At 45.7% G+C, this 21339-nt stretch carries 9 protein-coding genes; 1 reads left to right on the top strand and 8 read right to left on the bottom strand.

The window, feature by feature from the left end:
• Window positions 1-16 precede the first annotated feature (16 nt).
• Window positions 17-3535, top strand: coding sequence for a PAS domain S-box protein (locus LZ23_RS22760; protein WP_052507392.1), 3519 nt, complete (start codon window positions 17-19; stop codon window positions 3533-3535).
• A gap of 56 nt (window positions 3536-3591) precedes the next feature.
• On the opposite strand, the gene LZ23_RS13905 is transcribed toward LZ23_RS22760, so the two are convergent.
• The 8 genes from LZ23_RS13905 to LZ23_RS22735 all read right to left on the bottom strand — a co-directional run bounded on the left by LZ23_RS13905 (window position 3592) and on the right by LZ23_RS22735 (window position 21336).
• Window positions 3592-4593: an HD domain-containing phosphohydrolase gene (locus LZ23_RS13905; protein WP_045215023.1), complete on the bottom strand. Its 1002-nt coding sequence runs from the start codon at window positions 4591-4593 to the stop codon at window positions 3592-3594.
• Window positions 4594-5074: 481 nt separating this feature from the next.
• Window positions 5075-7993 (bottom strand): response regulator, encoded by a 2919-nt coding sequence (locus LZ23_RS22755; RefSeq protein ID WP_052507391.1) that lies wholly within the window; start codon window positions 7991-7993, stop codon window positions 5075-5077.
• 91 nt (window positions 7994-8084) lie between these two features.
• A complete protein-coding gene (locus LZ23_RS13895) occupies window positions 8085-8966 on the bottom strand; it encodes a metal-dependent hydrolase (RefSeq protein WP_052507390.1) in 882 nt (293 codons plus the stop codon).
• A gap of 41 nt (window positions 8967-9007) precedes the next feature.
• Window positions 9008-12004, bottom strand: coding sequence for a PAS domain-containing hybrid sensor histidine kinase/response regulator (locus tag LZ23_RS22750; RefSeq protein WP_052507389.1), 2997 nt, complete (start codon window positions 12002-12004; stop codon window positions 9008-9010).
• Window positions 12005-12098: 94 nt separating this feature from the next.
• Complete coding sequence (locus LZ23_RS13885; protein ID WP_045215021.1) at window positions 12099-13226, bottom strand: FIST signal transduction protein; 1128 nt, start codon at window positions 13224-13226, stop codon at window positions 12099-12101.
• Between the two features lie 208 nt (window positions 13227-13434).
• Window positions 13435-14865 carry an ATP-binding response regulator gene (locus LZ23_RS22745; RefSeq protein ID WP_052507388.1) on the bottom strand — a complete coding sequence of 477 codons (1431 nt, stop codon included), beginning with the start codon at window positions 14863-14865 and terminating at the stop codon, window positions 13435-13437.
• 51 nt (window positions 14866-14916) lie between these two features.
• Window positions 14917-17682: a hybrid sensor histidine kinase/response regulator gene (locus LZ23_RS22740; protein ID WP_052507387.1), complete on the bottom strand. Its 2766-nt coding sequence runs from the start codon at window positions 17680-17682 to the stop codon at window positions 14917-14919.
• A 297-nt stretch (window positions 17683-17979) separates the two neighbouring features.
• On the bottom strand, window positions 17980-21336 hold the full coding sequence (locus LZ23_RS22735) for a PAS domain S-box protein (protein WP_052507386.1): 3357 nt from the start codon (window positions 21334-21336) through the stop codon (window positions 17980-17982).
• Window positions 21337-21339: the final 3 nt, after the last annotated feature.

The raw sequence follows: 21339 nt of genomic DNA, 5'->3' as shown, positions 1-21339 counted from the left end.
GAGCAAAGGTAGTATTATGAAAGAAGATAGTTATAAAAGGTTACTCCAGTCTTCACCTTTCGGTTATGCCTATCACCGCATTGTACTGGATGATCAGGACAGGCCTGTGGACTATATTTTTTTAGAGGTCAATCAAGCCTTTGAAAGACTTACAGGTCTAAAGGCGGAAAATATCCTCAACAAGAAAATTACAGAGTGTGTGCCGGATTTTTTTTCTTCAGGCTTCAATTGGATATCGTTTTATGGAGATATAGCCATAAACCAGCGGCAAAAGGATTTTGAGCAGTATTCCGAACCTTTAAGCAAGTGGTATAAAGGGCATGCCTTTTCGCCTGAAAAGTATCATTTCGCAGTGGTATTTACAGATATTTCCGAAGAAATAAAAGGCATGCGTCAGCTTAAGAATCAGCACGAGTATACTTCATCCCTGCTTAATGCTGTGCCGGATTTGCTTTTTGTACTTGGCAGTCAAGGGGATATTCTTGATTTTAAGGCTGGATCTGAAAAACAGCTATACATGCCTGTAGAGCAGTTCATGGGCAAAAATATTGCTGAAATTATCCATAAGGACCTGGCAGAAAAAATCAACAGTTCCATGTCTGAGATGTTCAGGACCCGCAGCTTACAGAGCATTCAGTATCAATTGCCCATACATGGTAAAATTCATAGCTTCGAATGCAGATTTTCTCCACTGGGAGAAGACAGGGCCATAGCTCTTGTTCGCGATGTTTCAGAACAGAAGCAGGCTGAAGCAGCCTTGCTTGAAAGTGAGTCCAGATATCGTCTGCTTGTGGACAACCTTAATGAAGGAATATGGCAGATCGATCACAATGGAAAGACTGTTTTTGTCAATCAGGTAATGGCTGATATGCTCGGTTATGCTCCGGATGAAATGATGGGAAAGAAGGTTGTTGATTTCTGCGATGAGCCGGACAGAGAAATGTATTATGAAAAATCAGAGCGCAGAAAACAGGGACAAAAAGAACAGCATGAGTTTACACTTCTGCACAAGCAGGGATACCCGGTTTATGTTTATACCTCTGCCTCGCCACTTATGGATGACCATGGAAATTACCTTGGCGCACTGGCTGGAATAATTGACATAACTGACAGAAAAAAAACTGAATATGCACTGAAGGAAAAAAGTGAAGAGCTGGAAAATTACTTCACTTCCAGTTTGGATCTTTTGTGTATTGCCAATACAAGTGGTGAGTTTGTCAGGCTGAATCCCCAGTGGGAGGATGTTTTGGGATATAATGTAGAAGAGCTCAAAGGCAGGCCTTTCCTGGATTTTGTCCACCCTGATGATTGGGAGGATACGATGCAGAAAGCTAAGGACCTGTCCATGCAGAAAGAAGTACTGCAGTTTGTGAACAGGTACCGGCATAAGGATGGGTCATACCGCTGGATAGAGTGGAGAGCCAGGCCGGAAGACGATATGATTTACGCGGTGGCACGAAACATAACTGACCGGGTTGATGCTGAACAAAAACTTGCAGCCCGGGACAGACTTTTGAGCAAACTTTCCGAGCAGGTTCCCGGAGCAATATACCAGTTTCAGATAAACCCTGATGGAACCAGCTGTTTTCCCTTTGCCAGTGCAGGTATCTGGGATGTCTATGAAGTCTCTCCGGAAGAGGTACGATTAGACGCAACCAAGGTTTATTCCAGAATCCAGCCACATGAGTATGACAGAGTTGCTGAGTCCATTGAGGAGTCTTCAAAGAATTTATCCATCTGGCATTGTGAGTACTGGGTCAATCTTCCTGCAAAAGGAGAAAGGTACCTGAAAGGCATAGCCAGACCGGAAAAGATGTCGGATAATACAGTGATCTGGCATGGATACCTTGCTGATAAAACAGAGGAAAAAGCCATTGAACAGGATCTGGTCAAGGCAAGGGATGAGGCTGAAAAGGCCAGCAGGGCCAAGAGTGAATTTCTGGCCAATATGAGCCATGAAATACGCACGCCCATGGCGGGTATTATGGGGGCCCTGGAAATGATGTCTGCTTTGACCCGAGATGAAGAGTCCCAAAAAATCATCAACATGACCTTAGATTCAGCCAATTCTCTGAAGCAGATCATTGATGACATACTGGATCTGTCCAAGGTGGAGGCCGGAAAGCTTGAAATATGCAGTGAGCAGTTTGACATTGCAGCTTTGCTGGATAAGGCGGTCAGTCTCTACTCTTTCCAGGCCCGTGAAAAAAATATTGAGCTTAAAAGCTGGATTGCTGACGACGTACCCCGTTTTCTAATAGGAGATGCACATCGGATAAGTCAGGTCCTGCGCAACCTTATCAACAACGCCATAAAATTCACGCCCCAGGGCGAGGTTAATGTTAGACTGTCTTCAAGAAATATCTCCAGAGCAAAAGCGGAACTTGTTTTTGAGGTCGAGGATACTGGTGTTGGCATCAATGCTGAGTTTATGCCCCGGCTTTTTGAAAGTTTTTCTCAGGCAGACATTTCATACAGTAAAAGCAAACAGGGTACCGGACTGGGGCTCAGCATATCCAACAAGCTTGTAAAGCTTATGGGAGGAAAGATTGAAGTACAGAGCGAACCAGGATACGGGAGTATTTTCAGCTTCCATCTGAGCTTTATATTGCCTGAATCAGATACTCAGCAACAGGCTTTTGATAGATCCGTACCAGGATCAGAGCTCAAGCTGACCAGGGATGGACAGTTTGAAATGCCTTTGAAGGTGCTGGTGGCCGAAGATGTCCAGGTTAATCAGCATTATATTGAGTTTATTTTGAAGCGCATGGGATGCACAGCAGATATTGTTGATAATGGCAGCACAGCAGTTCAGAGGTTCAGGGAAAAGAAGTACGACATTATTTTAATGGATATCCAGATGCCTCAGATTGATGGTGTTGAAGCAACCAGGCAGATAAGAGAAATTGAAGATGACCATAGTCCTGCATTTGAAAAAGAGCATCAGGCACAAAGTGACAACAACTCCCAGATGCAAGGCAGAGGGTCCAGGACGCCCATTATTGCTTTAACAGCTTATGCCATGGCAGAAGACAGGGAAAAGTTTCTTAAATCAGGCATGGATGGTTTTGTTTCCAAGCCGGTTAATGAAGGTGAGCTGTTTCAGGAAATGTCCAGATTGCTGGCGTTATCTTCTGAAAGATCTCAGGATTCCGGCTTGTCTTCAAAAGATACAAAACATAAATATAATCATTATGAAATAATCAATCCTGATATAGTTCGTTTGCGTTTTTCAGGTGATGAGCAGTTCTGGAACAAGATGTTTTCCAGTTTTTTGGAACGGGACATGAGTAGGTATATGGAAAGTCTGCAAAAACATTCTGTTGCCAATCAGGTTCAGGAACTTGGAAAAACCGCTCATTCCCTCAAGGGATCTCTTGGGCTTCTCGGGGCGGACAGGGCTGAATACCTCGCAGTGCAACTGGACTCTGCTGTCAAAGACGGTGATCATCACAGCGTCGCGGGACTGACAACGGATTTGCTTGGTGCCCTGGAAGAACTAAAAGGCTACCGGGATACTTTTTCAAAACCCTAACACTTGAGTAAATAACTGGTCTGAATAACAGAGACAATATGATGATCCCCTGTCGGTCATGCTTCTTTGAATTTTTCCAGCACTTTGGCAAAATCGTCTTGACAAGTTAGAAAAACATCCACCAGAGCCGGATCAAAATGGCTGCCTTTGCCTTCAGTGATTATGGCCCTGGTTTTTTCATGGGAAAAGGCATCCTTGTAGACTCTTTTGGATGCCAGAGCATCATAGACATCAGCCACAGCAAGGATTCTTGCTGCTAAGGGGATGTCCTCGCCTTTAAGTCCGTCCGGGTAACCGCTGCCGTCCCATTTTTCATGATGGTACTTTGCTATTTCAGCAGACATTTTTAGAAAGTTCGCCTTGGGATTCTGGGCAATGGTGCTGCGCAGAGTATCGTAACCAATGGTAGTGTGGGTTTTCATGATTTCAAACTCCCTTTCATCCAGCCTGCCCGGTTTGAGCAGGATATGGTCGGGAATGCCTACCTTGCCGATGTCATGCAGCGGGCTGGTGGCATAAATATCATCAATAAATCTTCTGGTGACTGCTTGAGGGTAGATGGAGTTTTTCAGGAGAAATTCCGAAATCAGCTTGCAGTAGCTCTGGATTCGTTCTAAGTGCAGGCCGGTTTCCGGGTCTCTTGTTTCCGCGAGTTTGGCCATGGCAAATATGACTGTATCCTTACTCTGCAGGCTGAAGATTCTTTCACTGGATTTGAGCCTTACTGCCAGCTCAGCTTTATTGACCGGCTTGGTGAGGTAATCGTCGACGCCTGATTCAAAGCCGTGGATCAGGTCATCAGAATCATCCCGGGACGTTATCATGATAATATATGTATATTCATCCATTTCCGCTTCACGCACCTTAGTGCACAGCTCGACCCCGTCCAGTCCAGGCATGTTCCAGTCTGTAAGGATGATGCGGGGTCTGTTTTCCGCCCAGAGCTGAAGAGCTTCCTCTCCGTCGGCTGCTGTCAAAGGGGTATAGCCCAGTTTTTTGATGTACAGGGCCAGAGTCTTGCGACTGATTTTGTCATCTTCTGCTATTAGTACCTGCATGGTGGGACCTTGTATTTTAATTGCAAGTTATAAGTTTTAAGTATGTGTCTAATGAGGGCTGTGTCCACAGCCCAACTTAAACAAAGATCGTTAAGTTGGGGCGATAACCGTACTTTTCAGACTGAAGGCTGAAGACTAAAGGCTGAAGACTGAAGTCTGAAGTCTGAAGTCTGAAGAATAAGCATGCTGGGCATCGTTGCTATTTCAAGATTAAAATACTTTTTTGCTATTTCCACAGGATTCAAACAGTAAGTTACTAAGCTTTTTCCGCGACCTTGCACGGAAAAAGTGGCCCCTTCGGGGCAGCTTCAGGTAAACCTATGAATGACGGATTGAGCACGGGGACTGGCTCTCCCGGCATTTATTTTTCTAATTTGTTTCTTGCTCAATAAAAAATAAGTGCCGGGGTGCCTGTCCCCACAAACATGAAAGCAAGGATTTTTAACAACCAACATGTTTGTTTGAAATTTCCACTAAGCGCCTAATTGTTATGTTGAGCTAAAAAGGCATTGGCTGCGTGGACAAATTTTTCCACATGATCCTTAAGTTGCATGGAATCGATACTTACCTGTTCCCAATGATCCTGACGGGCATGCTTCATGATGGAGGAGCACAGGTGCTGAAGTATTTCCGCCCCTATATAACCGGCAGATCCCTTGAGCTTGTGGGCTGACTTGTCTGTGCTGACAGGGTCGGCAGACTGAACACACTCCAAGATCTGTGACAGGTTGAGGGGCAGATCCTCAAGAAAGTCTTTTAATATTTCTGATGCAATTTCATAGTCATTTTCATAGCGCGTCATAAAGTCCTTCTCATTAAAGATGGACATATGTTCAGGAACATCGCAGTTTTCATCAGAAATTGCCTGGTCAGGCTTTCCAGGTTTCTGTGCTTTTGAAGCAGACAGCATGTCAGGGATCATGCCTTCAATAATACTCAGCAGATCATTTTTGCGCAATGGCTTGGACAGGTAGTCGTTCATGCCCGCTTCAAGGCATTTTTTCCGGTCACCGATCATGGCATTGGCTGTAAGAGCAATTATGGGCACTCCAGCAGGACTTGAATTATCTGAGTCAGTCAGGGGGTTGTTCATGTCTGCATTTTCAGTCTTTTCTATCTTTCTGATTTGCCTGGTGGCCTCAAGACCGTCCATTACCGGCATTTGCACATCCATTAGAATGAGGTCAAAATCTTGTGACTGAAACATTTCTACAGCCTGTTGTCCATTTTCAGCGACTGCGATGTTATCAGTAATTTTGCTGAGCATATACTTTACAGACTTTCTGTTGACAGGATTATCTTCAACAAGAAGGATTTTCAAAGATCCGGATGATTTTTGGTCAGCATCCGGTTGCTTCCTGGATTCATGAGTGTTGGAATCGTGTATGCTATCCAATGGTTCATGGGGTGAGTCAGCACCGGCTGATTTTTCCCTGCGGCCTTCAAGCACACCCTGGATGGCCTGAAGAAGGTGGCCTCTTCGAACTGGTTTGGGAAGATATGAGTCCACTCCAGCGTCATACAGATCCCTGGCCGGGATATGTCCCCAGAATGAACTGAGCATCACAATGGGCATCTGATCAAAATCCTTTTTTCTGCGAATATGCTGTGTAAGCTCCAGCCCATCCATACCCGGCATGGCATAGTCGATTACAGCCAGTTGATAGGGGGTTCCGGACTTGATGCTTTCTTCAAGGTTGACCATGGCCTTATAGCCGTTTTCCACGAGATGGCACTCTGCTCCAATATCGCAAAGATATCTTGATATTATGGACTGATTGACCTCGTTGTCATCCACCACCAGGATTTTCATGTTGTCCATATGAAATTCAGATGTTTGCTGGGCTTGCTCCTTCGGTATTTCAAACCGGATTTCAAAGTAGAATTCTGATCCCTGGCCAGGGGTACTTTCAAGCTTGAGTTCTGCTCCCATGAGTTTCACAATTTCTTTACTTATGGCCAGACCAAGACCGGTTCCACCATACTTTCGGGTTGATGAATAGTCAGCCTGGGTGAAGTGTTCGAAGATTTCCCTTTGTTTGTCCGGTGCGATTCCAATGCCGGTATCTTTTACTGAGATTCTCAAGAGTGCGGACTCATGGTCTCTTCGCAGACATTTAACCTCCAGCAGGACATGGCCCTGGTCTGTAAACTTTACTGCATTGCCTGCAATATTGAACAGCACCTGCCTGAGTCGCAGATTGTCTCCCTTGATAAATCTTGGAGCATCAAAGTCATAGTGCATGAGCACTTCCAGTTTCTTTTCCCCTGCTTTGCCTGCCAGCACTGACAGAAGATCCGCCACTTCATTTTCCAGGTCAAATTCTCTTTCGGTCAATTCCAGCTTGCCGGCTTCAATCTTGGAAAAATCAAGGATGTCGTTAATAATGGCCAGCAGTGTTTCAGAAGACATGGCAGCCATTTTTACGTATTCTTCCTGCTCAGAACTGAGTTCAGTCTCTTCCACAAGGCTCAGCATACTGACTACTCCGTTGAGGGGAGTTCTGATCTCATGGCTCATATTGGCCAGGAATTCACTCTTGGCTTTACTGGCCTGCTGGGCGGCCACAGCGAGACGCTTGGCCTGGGCGGTTTCCTCCTCGAGCTGCTGGTTGGTAATTTCGAGTTCACGCATGGAATTTTCAAGATCAGCCCGGGCAGATCGCAGATTTTTGACCATTTTGTTGAATTCATGAGACAAGAGTCCGATTTCATCTTTTGAGGTTACTTCAGTCTCATGTTCCAGGTCGCCTTTTGAAATTCTATTCACTGACTTAACAAGAGAAGAAATTGGCCGGACTATAGTTCGAATGATGAAGGCAATGGCTATGGTGGCCAGAACCACAATGATCATGGACCACAGTACTGAACGCTTGATTAGTTCATTTATTGCCTCTTCCACATGTGCAAGGGATGCTCCAAGAAAAACATACCATTGCTGCTGGCCGATCTGCACGGGGTAAACTATTAAAAGCCCATTTATATCATAGTCTTGAAAAAAATAATCTTCATGGATTGTCAGGTCACTGGAAAGCAGTTCAGGGTCCATAGTTGTCCCGTAATATTCCCGGTCATGAGCCATATATACTTCCCCATCAGCATTGACCAGCTTGGCAGAGATAATGCCGCCAGAACCGGCAGGATCAATTCCGTGCAGAAACTCTTCGAGATAAATCCAGTTGAGAGAATTAAAGGCATTACGGGAAATTGTGGCTGTGGTCATGGCAGTTGTTTTGACGGATTCTTTGAGCTGTTCCTTGAGGGCTTTGCTTTCTAAGTTGATGCCTATGTAAGTGGCCACACCCATGGCCAGAAGAAGCAGCGCCAGAACAGGGATGATGATTTTCTGAAAAATGCTTACGCGCATTTTAAATGCGCCTGTTTCCGCTTGATCGGACATCTGCTTCTCCAAAAGTTGCAAAATGGTTTTGGTTTGAGGGCGAACACGCGGGTTCGCCCCAGGGGTTGTTTTGACATATGAAGACAACAAGTTATGACAAACTGACCATCTTGCCTGGTTGCAGTTCCAGAACTTCTACACCGGGAGCTCGCTTTTCCACTTCCTGCTTAAACCTCTCTGCATTGGGCTCAAGAACCGGAAAAGTGGCGTAATGTTCAGGAATGACAAGCTTGGAATTGATCATGGAACAGGCGTGCGCTGCCTCGGAAGGTCCCATGGTGAACACCCCGCCCATGGGCAGAATGGAGATATCAGGCTTGTAGTAATCGCCAATTACGGTTTTCATGTCGGACATAAGGGAGGTGTCTCCGGAATGATACAGGGTAAGACCATTTTCAAACTCAAAAACATAGCCAACAGGTTCCCCTACAAACCGGTTGGTTCCTTCAAAACCGGTGAGCTGGGCTCCGGCGGAATGAAAGGCTTCAACCATGGATATGCCGATTCCGTCGAAATCTGAAGTAGCGCCCTTGTTGCCAAGTGTAAAAGTCAAGGTGTTGGCCTGAGGAATCTCGCTTTTGATAAAAAAACTCAGTTCCCAGGGGGCAATAATTTTGGGATTGTAGTCGCCTATGAGATCCTGGGCATCACCCAGCATGAAGTGATCCACATGACCATGGGTCCAGATAATGTAGTCGATGTTTTCAAAACTGCCTTTCCTTTTATATTTGCCAGGACAGGATGGATTGGTGGCAATCCAGGGATCGAAGAGTATTCTTTTTCCCTCGCTGGATACAAATAAAAAACTGCCGTGCCCGAGCCACTCAACCCCCACCTTGCCCGGCCCCTGTTTTTTCTCCCTGGCCGGTTCTTCAGCTCCAGCTGTTGATACACCTCCTGCTGCTGCAGTAAGTCCAATGCCACCAATGGTCAGGCCCAGGCTTTGAAAAAAGTTTCGTCTTGATGTTTTCATGTTTGAACTCCTTGTTGCAAGGTTTATTTGTGAATAATGGTCTATATCTCCAGTTTCATGCCCTGATTCTCAAAAAAATCTCCAACCTGTTTTTTGAAAATCTGGATTTCATTCTGGAGTGTCTGCAGTTCATTGTTGACATCGTCCCACTCCTTGAGCAGGGCATGCCACATTATGTTCTCACACACATTACTTATGATTTCAGCACCTGCGTAAACTGCTGAACCTTTGAGCTTGTGTGCTGCTCTTTCGGTTTCAGTATCATCAGCGGCATCCTTACCTTCTTTAATACGCGATACAGCACCTGGCAAATCTTCAAAAAAATCTGTCATTATATCATGGGCAATGCTCAGGTCATGCTCATATCTTTCCATGAACTCCATGTGGTTGAAGACCATGTTGTGATCGCCGGTTTGAGTCTTTTGTAGTTCAGGCTCAATAGCTTGTGCAGACTCCAGGTCATAGTTTTCCTGCGGAGAAGACCGTACGGGCTCAGATTCAGATTTAGATTTAGATACTTGAACTTGAGAAAATGAGGCCTGGCAAGGTAGATGTCTGCTTATGGTCTTAAATAGTATTTTTTTGGAAACTGGTTTGGTGGTATAGTCAGTCATGCCGGATTCAATGCATTTTTCCCGGTCTCCGGCCATGGCATTGGCTGTAAGAGCGATAATAGGAACCTGGAGGGGTGCCTGTTCAGCCAGGGAATTGCCAGGTTCTGTCTCGCTGCTGAATTCGGTCTTGCTCGGGCCTGCCAGGTAATGTTCCTTTTCTATTTGCCTGATAAGCCTGGCAGCCTGGAAACCATCCATTACCGGCATTTGAATATCCATCAAAATAACGTCAAAGGAGTGCTGCTTAAAAAGTTCAACTGCCTGCTGTCCATTTTCAGCAGTGATAATCTCCTGCGCATTGTTTCTCAGCATTATCATAACTGATTTGCGGTTAATATGGTTGTCCTCCACCAGCAGAACCTTGTTCAGTTTAAAGTCGCATGACTGTAACTCAGGATTGCCGGCAGGGGATACGCTCTGTGGTCTAACAGTGGTTTGGTCTGTTTCAACTTCGCAAGCACCACTCAACGAGCATTGAATGCTTTCCAACAGGTCGGAACGGTTGGTGGGTTTGGGCAAAAAGGATTGAAATCCCTGATCATAAAAAGCCTGTGGTTTCACCTGGCCCCAGAAGGAGCTTAATCCAATCATGGGAATGTCTTTCCACTGGCTTTTACTTTTTATGCGGGAAGCAAGCTCAAGTCCATCAACAGGCGACATGCCATGATCTGTAATAATTATATGGATATCTTTATTACTTTTGCTGCTGTCTTCAAGAAGCTCAAGGGCTTTTTCAGCACTGTCAGCTGAAAAATATTCCATTTCCCAGCTTTTTAGATATTCACTCAATATTCTCAGGTTGACAGGGTTGTCATCAACAATAAGAGCTGTAAGACCCTTGAGAGAGACATGGGCAGGACTTTCTGTCGGGTCGGTTAGAGGAAGGTCCAGTTCAAAATAAAAATCCGAGCCTTGTTCAGGACTGCTCGTGACCTTGAGTTCTCCACCCATTATATTCACAAGTTGCCTGCTTATGGCAAGTCCCAGTCCTGTGCCCCCAAACCGGCGAGTGGAAGAATAGTCAGCCTGGGTAAAATGTTCGAATATTTCTTCCTGTTTTTGTGGAGGTATGCCTATGCCTGTATCCCGGACAAGAAATTTAAGGCGCGCATTTTGAGAGCTTTGTTCAAGGCATTTGATTTCCAGCAGAATGTGTCCCTTTTCTGTGAACTTGACAGCATTCCCTACAAGGTTGAACAATATCTGCCTCAGTCGAAGATTGTCACCTTTGACCATCCTCGGAGCATGGATATCGTAGCTAATTAAAAGTTCCACCTCCGAGTTCCTGACCCTTCCGGACATGATGGACATAACTCTGTTGACTTCCTGCTCCAAATCAAATGATCTTTCCACAAGTTCCAGTTTGCCGGCCTCAATTTTGGAAAAGTCCAGGATATCATTAATGATGCCCAGCAGGGAATCAGCAGAAACAACAGCCATGTCAACGTATTCACGCTGTTCGGCACTCAGACTGGTTTCACTGAGTATATTCATCATGCTCACCACCCCGTTGAGGGGAGTTCTGATTTCATGGCTCATATTTGCCAGAAAGTCGCTTTTGGCTCTCGAGGCTGCTTCAGCTGCCTCTTTGGCCTGAATCAGCTTTTGTTCAGCCTGCTTGCGGTGGCTGATGTCAGAATAAATGGCATAACCGCCAACTATTGTCTGGTTGACCATGACCGGACCACCCTTGAGTAAAACCTGTCTAGGCTGTCCGGTCCTGGTGTACCTTGTGGCCTCCATCTCAACGGTTTTACCTGCCAGGATGCGCTCAGAACCATATTCATGTTCCCTGTGGTGCGGATCAACTACTTTGTTAATGTCCTGCCCCATGACTTCCCGGGCATCATAACCGAACATGGTTGTAAACTGGGAGTTAATATTAAAAATCCTGTTTTTATTATCAAAATAGACCATGGCATCATTGGTGTTGGTAAACAATGATTCAAAGTGGGCCTTTTGTCGCATAAGCCCCTGTTCCGCCTCAATTCTTTTCTGTACTTCCCCGCATGATATGCAGGCTCTGGCCAGCATTCGAGTCAGGGGCATAAATTCATTAATAAAGTAACGCTCAAAAGGAGAGGATTTGACCATGATGAGAAAACCGAATCCATTCAAGGGGAAACAATAATAATGGCTGTTGTCTGTCGTGGACAAAAACCAGCCCTGAACCGGGTCCTGGAGAATATCCCGGCTGAATTTTGCCACGTGTTGCTGTATGGCCTCGCTGGATTTCATGGCCATGGGCATAATCATTTTCAGTTCAGGGGTATCCTGGCCATGAGTGTAGATACCTGCGGCGGTGCAGTCCAGTTTGCGCAGAAAAAGAGGCAGGCACTTTTTGAGAAGGGCTTTAAGGTCAAATTCTCCACTGATGGAAAGAGCTATTTCCAGGAGAACTTCTTTATACAGATCATCGCGCATAATGCTCACTACCTTTTCAGTTGCTCACAGTTCTGGCTCGGGGCTTGCCTGTGAATACTCACAACAGGGGATACTTCCCCGACTAGTTTTAAAGCTAACCGCTAAGTGGATCGTTTAGAATTCCAGCGACAGCTGTTTTATTATAAAATTCAAGATAAGAGTCGCCTGTATTGGCAATTTCTCCAAGGGTCAGAGCGCCGAACAAAAAACTGCCAGTGCTTACAGCCTGCAACTCATTTTCAAAAGACTGGCCCATAAAGAGTACCCGGGATATGCAGTCCATAAAGAAGAATGATGAATCGCCATGATTTGAATAGTCGGCAACTGCTGCATCTCTGGCTTGCACAGCACCCTGGATAAGAGACTCCATATTACCATGCAGAATATACACAAAAGAACCTTCAGGCACTTCTCCCACGCACACAAGACTGTTGTCTTCAGTCATTATGGGGTCTCTGACCACCATTTCAGTGTCTAACTTGACAATGCCGAGAGGGTAAGCCTTGGCTATGTCAAAAAAATCCTGGTCAGCAAAAGATGACCCTGAATGTTCCTCGATGGTTTTGGAGTATACTTGAAGGGCAGGTTCCCAGTTCAGGGAAATTACCTTGTTTTTCTCAGACTGGGTGACCTTGATGGCTTTGGACACAGGATGCCAGCCATGGGCAACGCCTATGCCGCTGGCAACATCTGAAACTCCCAGAATGGCGGCATCCATCAGAAGGCCCTCGCTGCTGAAAAGGCATGGTTTCTGCTCAAAGGAAAGAGATCCTGCTCCTCCGCCAATATAGTTGGGCATAAGTCCGATATTATTAAACATCCCTTCTATGAAAGCGCTGATGCGCGTACTCAGACCATCTACAAAAACAAACATGGTTTTGCCCACGCAGTCAATGCCGTCGAGAGATTCGGAAACAGCGTCATCCAGATCCAGATCATTATTACTAAGGCCCTGGACAACAGAGCATTTCATGTCATGAAAAAAACCGGCAATGACGGTGCCTTTTTCCATATTTTCGGCATTGGCAATAATCTGGGGAAATATTCCACCCATAACAGGATGGGGGCAGTCTTTAAGAGCCTGGTCAACAGATTCCGGTGTGAAGCCGTTTGCATCACAGGCAAGTATCATTATGGCTTTTACCTGGGGATGCTTTTCCACTTCCTTGAGTTTGGTAATAAATGAACTGGCTTTACCGGTTTCACATATCCTTACAATCATAATTTCTCCTTGGTTTTGACTGTTAAGCCCGGTCACAGCATGCAATTGGGGAGCATTACGCGTTTCTGAAAACTATAAATTCGAGCTGTATGTCATAACTATTTTGGAGTTAAAACCCGATTGTGACGGCCTGGCAAGGGGACTGTCCCTGGCTTCGGGAATGCCCCCAATTGACTTTTCAGAAACGCGTAATGCTCCCGTGCAATTGTTAAGCTGCTTTGGGCAGAAATATTTTTAGAAATGTTCCATAGTCAATGGAAGTTTCCATTTCTATATGTCCTTTCATGGTCCTGGCCATAAGTTGAGCTGAATAAGTGCCCAGACCGGTGCCGGAATCTTTGCCGGCAGTGGACAGTTTGTCAAAAAATGATGCCCTTATTTCTTCTGGAACACTACCCTTGTTATGAATGGAAATCATGACCTGATCCAGAACATATTCAATATTGATGGTGATGGTTTCCTGATGCGGGGATGCCTCCAAAGCATTTTTGATAATATTGGAAAGCATGGAGTAGCACAAAAGCTCCTCACCCATGGCCATAATAACGGTGTCCTGATGCAAAGGGCGGGCATTAAAAAGTATGGAAGCTGTGATATTCTTTCCTCTGACAAGAGGACCAAGCTGAACCAGTACCTTGTTGATAGTTTCCAGAACATTAAGACGTTCAGGCTTGAGTAAATATTTGCCCTGTTCCATTTTGTAAAGGTCAAGGGAAAGGTTGACCATGTTAAGCAGGGTATGTCCGGATGATTTAATGTAATTAATCAGCTCGATCTGTTCTTCCGAGAGGTTGTCGGATTCCAGAAGCAGGTCTGGTATGGCAATTACACCATTTAAGGGAGTTTTCATATCATGCCTGGTTATACGCTCAACATCATCCCGGAGTTTTTCCAGGTGGTTACGCCAGGTGACATCCACAGCTGCAAAAATTACGTTCTGGCTGCCAACTGGTTTCAGGTATACATCCCATGACTTATCAAACGCCTGGAGAGATGTAACATGCTGGTCATGGGTACGAAATATGGTTTTGGGTATAGCTATTTCCTGCATGAACATCTTGATCTTGTCAGTGAAAAATCCTCCCTTCAAGGGTGACTGCTGATCATATCCGACTGCCCTGGCAGCAGGATTGGCAATCTCCACCCGTGACAGGGAGTGGTTTATGAGCATGACTGGAAAAGGCATGCCCCCCAGCATCAGTTCAGTAAAGCGCTGGTATCTTTTCTGTTCTCGTTTGACATTGATCTTTTCAAGCCCTCTGACAATGGCATTCTTAAGTTCAGCAGGTTTAACCGGCTTGGATATGAACTCATCAAGACGCAGAGTAATGGCTCTTTTGAGGTAATCAATATTGTCAAAGGCTGTAGAAACCACGATGACGGATTCAGGATCTGACTCGCGAATGGCCTCAGCCATGTCCAATCCATTGAGTCTGGGCATTTCAATATCTGTAATAACTATGTCCGGAGAAAAGCGGGAATAGGCATAAAGCCCTTCCTGCCCGTCCTGGGCTGAATGAACCTCCTTAACCATGCGTTTAAGGGTTTCAGTTAGAAAACGCAGGGAAAATGATTCATCCTCCACGCAAAGTATTGAGATGTCCTGCATGGACAGCTTCAGATCATCACTGACTGACATAATATTATCCTGATTAATAATGCTTTGATTTAGTTGCCAATTTGTTTGTAGTTACTTAGAAATGCCTGTATAATAATCCTTGATGTTTTGCAGTTCCTTTAGCAGTTCATCTAAGGCCTGTGGAATTTTGTTATGCTGTTCGTTTCTGGCCGCATGGTCCAGTGCTGCTGCTTTGGCTGCACCTTTTTCAGCACAAAGAGTTCCGAGCGCCCCCTTTATTTTGTGAGCGGTGCGAAAGGTAGCTTCAATATCGTTTTGCGCAGCATGCTTTTTAAGTTCTTCCATGTACTCTGGTATCTCTGTCTCAACAAAACTGTCCATCATCATCTGCCACAGGTCATCATTTTCCCCGTATCGCTCTTCAATGCACTGAGCGCTGACCGGAGGCTGGCTCTTCTGAAAGAGATTATTCTTTTTATCTTTTTGAGTCGCCTCAGGCCGGGAACCATTTATTTCAGACTTTATCTGTGGTTTTGTTTTCATTTTGGTATCATCTTGTGTTTCTGAGTTCAAGGTTTTGGGGGAAGCGTTCAGCAACTTGTTACGGGAACTGTCCCTGGCTTCGGGACTGTTCCCAATTGACTTTTCAGAAACGCCTGATGCTTTCGTTTCAGGCCTGGCAAGTCTGACTATCTCATTTAAAAGCAGATCAGGGTCAATGGGCTTGGAAATATATCCGTCCATGCCTGACTGTAAAAATTTTTTACGGTCTTCAGCCATGGCATAAGCGGTGAGAGCAATAGTGGGGGTTGGGTCACTGTCTGTTTCAAGACGTCTAATGGCTTCTGTAGCAGCAAGGCCATCCATTTCAGGCATCTGGATGTCCATCAGGATGATATCAAAGGGTTCCTTTTGAAAAGCCTCCAGCGCTTCCTTTCCGCTGGAAGTCAGAACCGTGCTGTGCCCGGCCCTTTTCAAGACGAAATTAATGTATTCCTGGTTTATTTTTACATCTTCAGCTACAAGTATTTTAAGCTTGGGGGCTGAAAATGGCAAGGCTGTCATGCTTTCTGCTGATGTGTTTTCATCAGTTTCAGGGGCCTGGGCTACAGGCAGGGTCAATATGACTGAAAACGAACTGCCCAGTCCAGGTTTGCTTTCTGCAAAAATATCTCCGCCCATAATTTTTGTCAGTTCCTTGCAGATGGAAAGCCCCAGTCCAGTGCCCTGAAATTTTTTAGCATAAGTAATGTCAGCCTGGGCAAAGTTGTCAAACAGATGAGGCATGAACTCATGAGAAATACCTATGCCGGTATCCCGAACTTCAAAGCGTATCCTGACTTTTTCAGTCATTAGTTTTAAAGGTTTGGCACCAATGACCACCTCACCGGAATGGGTGAATTTTATGGCGTTATTAACCAGGTTGCGCAGGATCTGTTCCAGTCTGTATGAATCTCCCCATAAATAGTCAGGTAGATCAGGTGATGCCTCTATTTTAAGCTCAAGACCTTTTTCCCTGGCTTGAAAATAATATAAGTCCTTGACTTTCTGCAATAAGGTCAAGGGTGAAAAAACCCGGTTGATAAGCTTGAGCTTGCCAGCTTCCACTTTGGACAGATCAAGGACGTCATCGATAATCTGCTGTAATGACCTGGCAGAATCCAGAGTCATGGCAATGATTCTTGATGATTCAGGCTCGCTGATCCTGCTGGCCAGAATCTGCATGGAGCCCATGATGCCGGACATGGGTGTCCTTATTTCATGGCTCATGTTGGCCAGAAAACCGCTTTTTGCCTTGGATGCTGCTTCAGAAGCGTTTCTGGCCCTGATGAGTCCCAGGACTGTCCAGCCAAGGGCAAGGACAAATATTACAGAAAGACTGACATCAACCAGAAATCTGTAATTAATTGCATCAAGCTCAGGGGCAGCGGCAAATGAGACCAGATACGCAGCCACCTTGTCCTCAATATCTGGTATTGCTGTAAGAGTACCCACGTAATAGTGCCTGCCCAGACGAAGATCCACGGAACCGGAAAGTCCATTCTCAATAATTTGAAAAGTATTGTCGTGTTTTCCCATGGTGGCGGCAAGAATTTCGGCAGTATTGGACATGGGAGGCGGGGCATGAGGAAGAGTTCTGTGAGGATCCTCATAATACCAGTCAGGATGAATGGGACTGGCCTCATATAAGCTTTTCTGCTCTTCAAAAAGCATGGGCATGAGCAGGGGACCATTTATGAGAAAAGTGTATTCTCTAATTTCATCAAGTTCGGCCATGGCTGTTCTGAATGCCTCAATGGGCTGGCTTAACTCAACGCTGCCAAGATGTTCGCCTTCCGGGGTTATTATGGGAAATACATTGCGGAACCCTGAAACCACTCTGCCGACTTCATAACCCTGAACCGGTTCCAATCGGGAATTGGCGATTCTGATGCTTGGCCTGATATGAGCCAGGGGATCACCATAACGTGAAGGAAAGTGGAAACGCAGGAAACTGTTGCCGTGCTTGGTATGAAAATGAAGCTGCTGAATGTCTTGTTCTGACAGAACCTGCTCATACAGGGGCAGAAGCTCCTCATATAATCTTGTTCTGGATACCTGCATACGCTTTGGTTCATGGCGGTGGTAAGCCAGAATATCCAGGATGGCTGGAGTCATAATATAAGCTTCAAAATAAGCCTTCATACCTACTTTATGCAGGTTGGTGGTAGCTTTCCATGCGGTTTCCTGAATTGCTGTCTGTTCCTGCAGGTAGCGCTGAATACCAGCGTTTTTTTCATGAATCAGATAAGACACAGCAGCAAGCCATGATACTGGAAGCAGAATCAGGATGATGACTGAATTTATGGATTTGGGAAAACGTTGGGAACGGGTCATAAAAATATTTGTTGTTTTAACACCCGACGGGGGTATACCTGTTATGTAACAGTTTAGCCATTTGCATGTGGCACGGCTTCCTGCCCGGAGGCATACAGCCCGGAGGGGGACTGGCTCTCCCAGCCCTTGTTTTATTAAGTCTGTGTTTTACATCAACAAAAAACAAGGGCTGGGGTGCCTGTCCCCTGCTTTCCTTAGAAAAGGGCTAAACTATTACCCTGTTATTAATTTGCATCTCCTGTTTCAGTGCTGCAGTCCGTGAACAGGATAAACCATGCACAAGCCTGCCCCTGCCTGTCAGGGAGAAGATAAACTGTTGCGAAAAGAATTAACCTTTTTCAGCTCTTCAAGCAGTTCCTGCATGGCCTCAGGGATTTTTTCAATTTCTTTGTTGCGGACAGCTCCGTCCAGATTAGCGGCAGCCTCAGCCGCATCCGATGCGCACAATGTACCCAGTCCGCCTTTTAACTTATGCGCCAGGGCAAACAGGTTGTCCATATCATCTTTTTCAGCAGCCTTCTTTAAATTATGAATATAACTGTCCAGCTCCTCATCAACAAACCTAGTGAACATTTTTTGCCAGAACTGCCTGTTACCTGCGTATTTTTCATCAATTTCATTAAAATCAAACAGAGAGCTCTGCTCTGGTGCAGGCTGATGCTCTGTTTCTTCCGGGGCGATGACGGAAGATTTACTATCTGCATGAACAGGATATTTTACCAGTCGGTTTATTTCTTCAAAAAGAATTTCAGGGTTGACGGGTTTGGAGACATAGCCATCCATTCCTGCGGCAATAAATCTTTCCCTGTCTTCATTCATGGCATAAGCAGTCAGGGCTATGACAGGAATTCTGGAGTTCTGGAATTCAGGCAGGCCTGGATTGCTTTCCAGCTTTCTGATTTCCCGCATGGCTTCCAGCCCATCCATCTCGGGCATCTGAATATCCATGAGTATGAGGTCGAAACGGCCCTGTCTGAAGAGATCTACAGCCTGCCTGCCGTTTTCGGCAATTTCAGTCAGGTAGCCCTTTTGATTCAGGAGGTACTGGATGTACTCCTGATTCAGGGCCATATCTTCAGCAATCAATACCCTGAGAGGTAGTGGTTCTGTTCCAGGAGACAGGGCGGTCTCAGAATTTTGCTCCTGTTGGGGAGTTTGTCTTACAATGCTTAGAGGAAGGCTGAAAGTAAAGATGCTGCCCTGGTTGAGTCTGCTTGAGACAGTAATTTCACCCCCCATTAGATGAACAAGATTTTTACAGATGGTCAGTCCGAGTCCGGTGCCTTGATGTTTTTTGCCATAAGTAAGATCGGCCTGAGAAAAGCTGTCAAAAATCTTTTGGGTAAATTCTTCGGCAATGCCTGTGCCTGTATCCTCTACTGCGAATGATACCTCTGAACTGTTGTGGTCGTGGTCTACAAGTCTAACGCTGACAGTAACAGTGCCGCGGTCTGTAAACTTGATGGCATTACTGACCAGATTGTTCAAAACCTGCTCTAATCGATAGGGATCTCCCTTGACCAGCATGGGTAAGTCAGAATCAATTTCTCTGATAAGTTCAATGTTCTTTTTTTGAGCTTCAATGGAATACAGCTCAATAACCCGGTGGACAATAGCCTCGGGGTTGAACTCTTTTTCCTGGATATCCATTTTTCCAGCTTCGACCTTGGATAAATCTAAGATATCATTGATGATCTGATGCAGAGATCCGGCTGATTCCAGGGTCATGGCAATAATTCTTTGTGAGAAGGGATCTTTCACTCTGGAGGACAGCATGTCCAAGGCTCCCAGAATTCCGGCCATGGGGGTCCGTATTTCGTGACTCATATTGGCCAGGAATTCGGATTTGGCCTTAGAGGCAGCCTGTGCAGCATCCCGGGCCATGATAAGCTGCTGCTCAGCCTGCTTGCGCTGGGTGATATCACGGACAAGAGCCAGAATGAAGTGTTCCCTGCCAATGGATATTTTGCCGGTGGTTACTTCCACGGAAACATGAGTGTCATTTTTGCATTTATGAATGGCTTCAACGGTCTGGGACTCTCCAGGCTGCCAGTCTGCCCAGACGTCAATTATTTTATTTTTAGAGGATGCGTCTGGATGCAGGTCAAAGACGTTCATGGACAATAGTTCCTGCCTGGAATATCCGGTTTGGCTAATGGCGGCCTGGTTGATATCAATAATATTGCCATGGAGGTCGTGCAGAAAGACCATGTCAACTGATTGTTCCACCAAAGATCTATATTTTTCTTCGTTGATTTTAATCTTTTCCTGGGCTTTCTTGCGGGCGCTGATGTCCACCAGTGAACCGATTTCTTCCAGAATTTTTCCGTCATTTGATTTAATGGCCTGGATGCGGTCTTCAATCCAGATCCAGTGTCCAAGAGCGTGCCTGAACCTGTAATTCATGACTAATGGATGAGGAGCGTTGGAATCGTACCACCGGGTTTCAGTTTCCAGGACCTGTTCCCTGTCTTCGGGGTGCAGATTGTCTAACCACCATTGTTCATTGTCCAGAATGTCCTGTGATGTGTATCCCAGAATGCTGTAAACATTGCTGCTGATGAAGCTTACCTGAAACTTGTCCGGCGGAGCCGAATATATGACAGCGGTACTGCCGGATAAAAGCTGATCCTGACGTTTTTTAGATGTGTATACCTGTTCCAGGGAGGCCAGGGTCAGGTTGAAGGACTGGGCCAGATTTTGAATTTCCGAGACACCGGCAACAGGCAGTCTCAAGCTCAGGTCTTTTTTTCCGGCCATGAAGCTGACATCTGCCTCAAGTTGCCTGATGGGTCTGGCAGTCATGCGGGCGGACATGATGACTGCAGACATGGCAAAAAACAAGGCCAGGCCAAGGGATATGAGCATCTGGTTTCTAAGATTTATACCACTGGCGTAAGCAATGGTATGAGGCAGGCCAACTATGAGGTAGTAATTTTCAAGGCCGGGAATTGAGCACTGTCTGGTAAGGGTTACCCAGTCCGGGTTGTTGTTTATCTGGTCAGAACCAGCATGATCTTTGTAAAATAAGTTGGTCAGCAGACCATTACCCTGTTCATCCTGCAGGCTTACAGCATAATTGAGACGGTCCCAGTCAACAAAAAGATCCTGCAGTGAAGAATAATTCATGGATGTTGCAATGGATCCTTCCACAAAGCCATGAATAAATATGGGGGTGGCATAAAGAAGCCCATTCATGTCAAGCACCAGAACATCCTTGCCTTCCTCAAGGGTGTGGTTCATTGCAAGTCCGGGGATGGTATGGCCTGGATCTACATTGTTGGAAATAATTTCGTTGCCCATGAAATCCAGAAGAGAAACCCTGGCCAGGGTCTGAGAGCCGGAAACCCTGCCCAGTGAGCGGAACATGACCGGCAGATAACGATAACGTTCCTGCGTGTCGATGAGACCGTTTCTGACAAGTTCGTTTTGAGCAATAGTGGAGGTCTGAATCTGGATGGATGTAATGTTTTCCCGAAGCAGGTCACTGGTGTGCCTCATCATATGTTCCAGCCTGGATTCCACCTCTGAGTCCATGGCTCTGTTATTCAGATGAAGCATGACTGTCCCGGTGATCAACAGAATGATCAGTGTGGACGGAATTATCCAGACCAGAACATGGCTTACTAATTTTTTGGGCGCTTTGAACAACATGAC

The organism is Desulfonatronovibrio magnus, assembly GCF_000934755.1.
Taxonomy (GTDB): Bacteria; Desulfobacterota; Desulfovibrionia; order Desulfovibrionales; family Desulfonatronovibrionaceae; genus Desulfonatronovibrio; species Desulfonatronovibrio magnus.
This window is presented reverse-complemented; position numbering and strand designations above follow the sequence as displayed.

Excerpts from the sequence above, each read along its gene's own strand:
- LZ23_RS22760 (WP_052507392.1), top strand. The coding sequence starts at position 17 with ATGAAAGAAGATAGTTATAAAAGGTTACTCCAGTCTTCACCTTTCGGT.
- LZ23_RS13905 (WP_045215023.1), bottom strand. The coding sequence starts at position 4,593 with ATGCAGGTACTAATAGCAGAAGATGACAAAATCAGTCGCAAGACTCTG.
- LZ23_RS22755 (WP_052507391.1), bottom strand. The coding sequence starts at position 7,993 with ATGTCCGATCAAGCGGAAACAGGCGCATTTAAAATGCGCGTAAGCATT.
- LZ23_RS13895 (WP_052507390.1), bottom strand. The coding sequence starts at position 8,966 with ATGAAAACATCAAGACGAAACTTTTTTCAAAGCCTGGGCCTGACCATT.
- LZ23_RS22750 (WP_052507389.1), bottom strand. The coding sequence starts at position 12,004 with ATGCGCGATGATCTGTATAAAGAAGTTCTCCTGGAAATAGCTCTTTCC.
- LZ23_RS13885 (WP_045215021.1), bottom strand. The coding sequence starts at position 13,226 with ATGATTGTAAGGATATGTGAAACCGGTAAAGCCAGTTCATTTATTACC.
- LZ23_RS22745 (WP_052507388.1), bottom strand. The coding sequence starts at position 14,865 with ATGTCAGTCAGTGATGATCTGAAGCTGTCCATGCAGGACATCTCAATA.
- LZ23_RS22740 (WP_052507387.1), bottom strand. The coding sequence starts at position 17,682 with ATGACCCGTTCCCAACGTTTTCCCAAATCCATAAATTCAGTCATCATC.
- LZ23_RS22735 (WP_052507386.1), bottom strand. The coding sequence starts at position 21,336 with ATGTTGTTCAAAGCGCCCAAAAAATTAGTAAGCCATGTTCTGGTCTGG.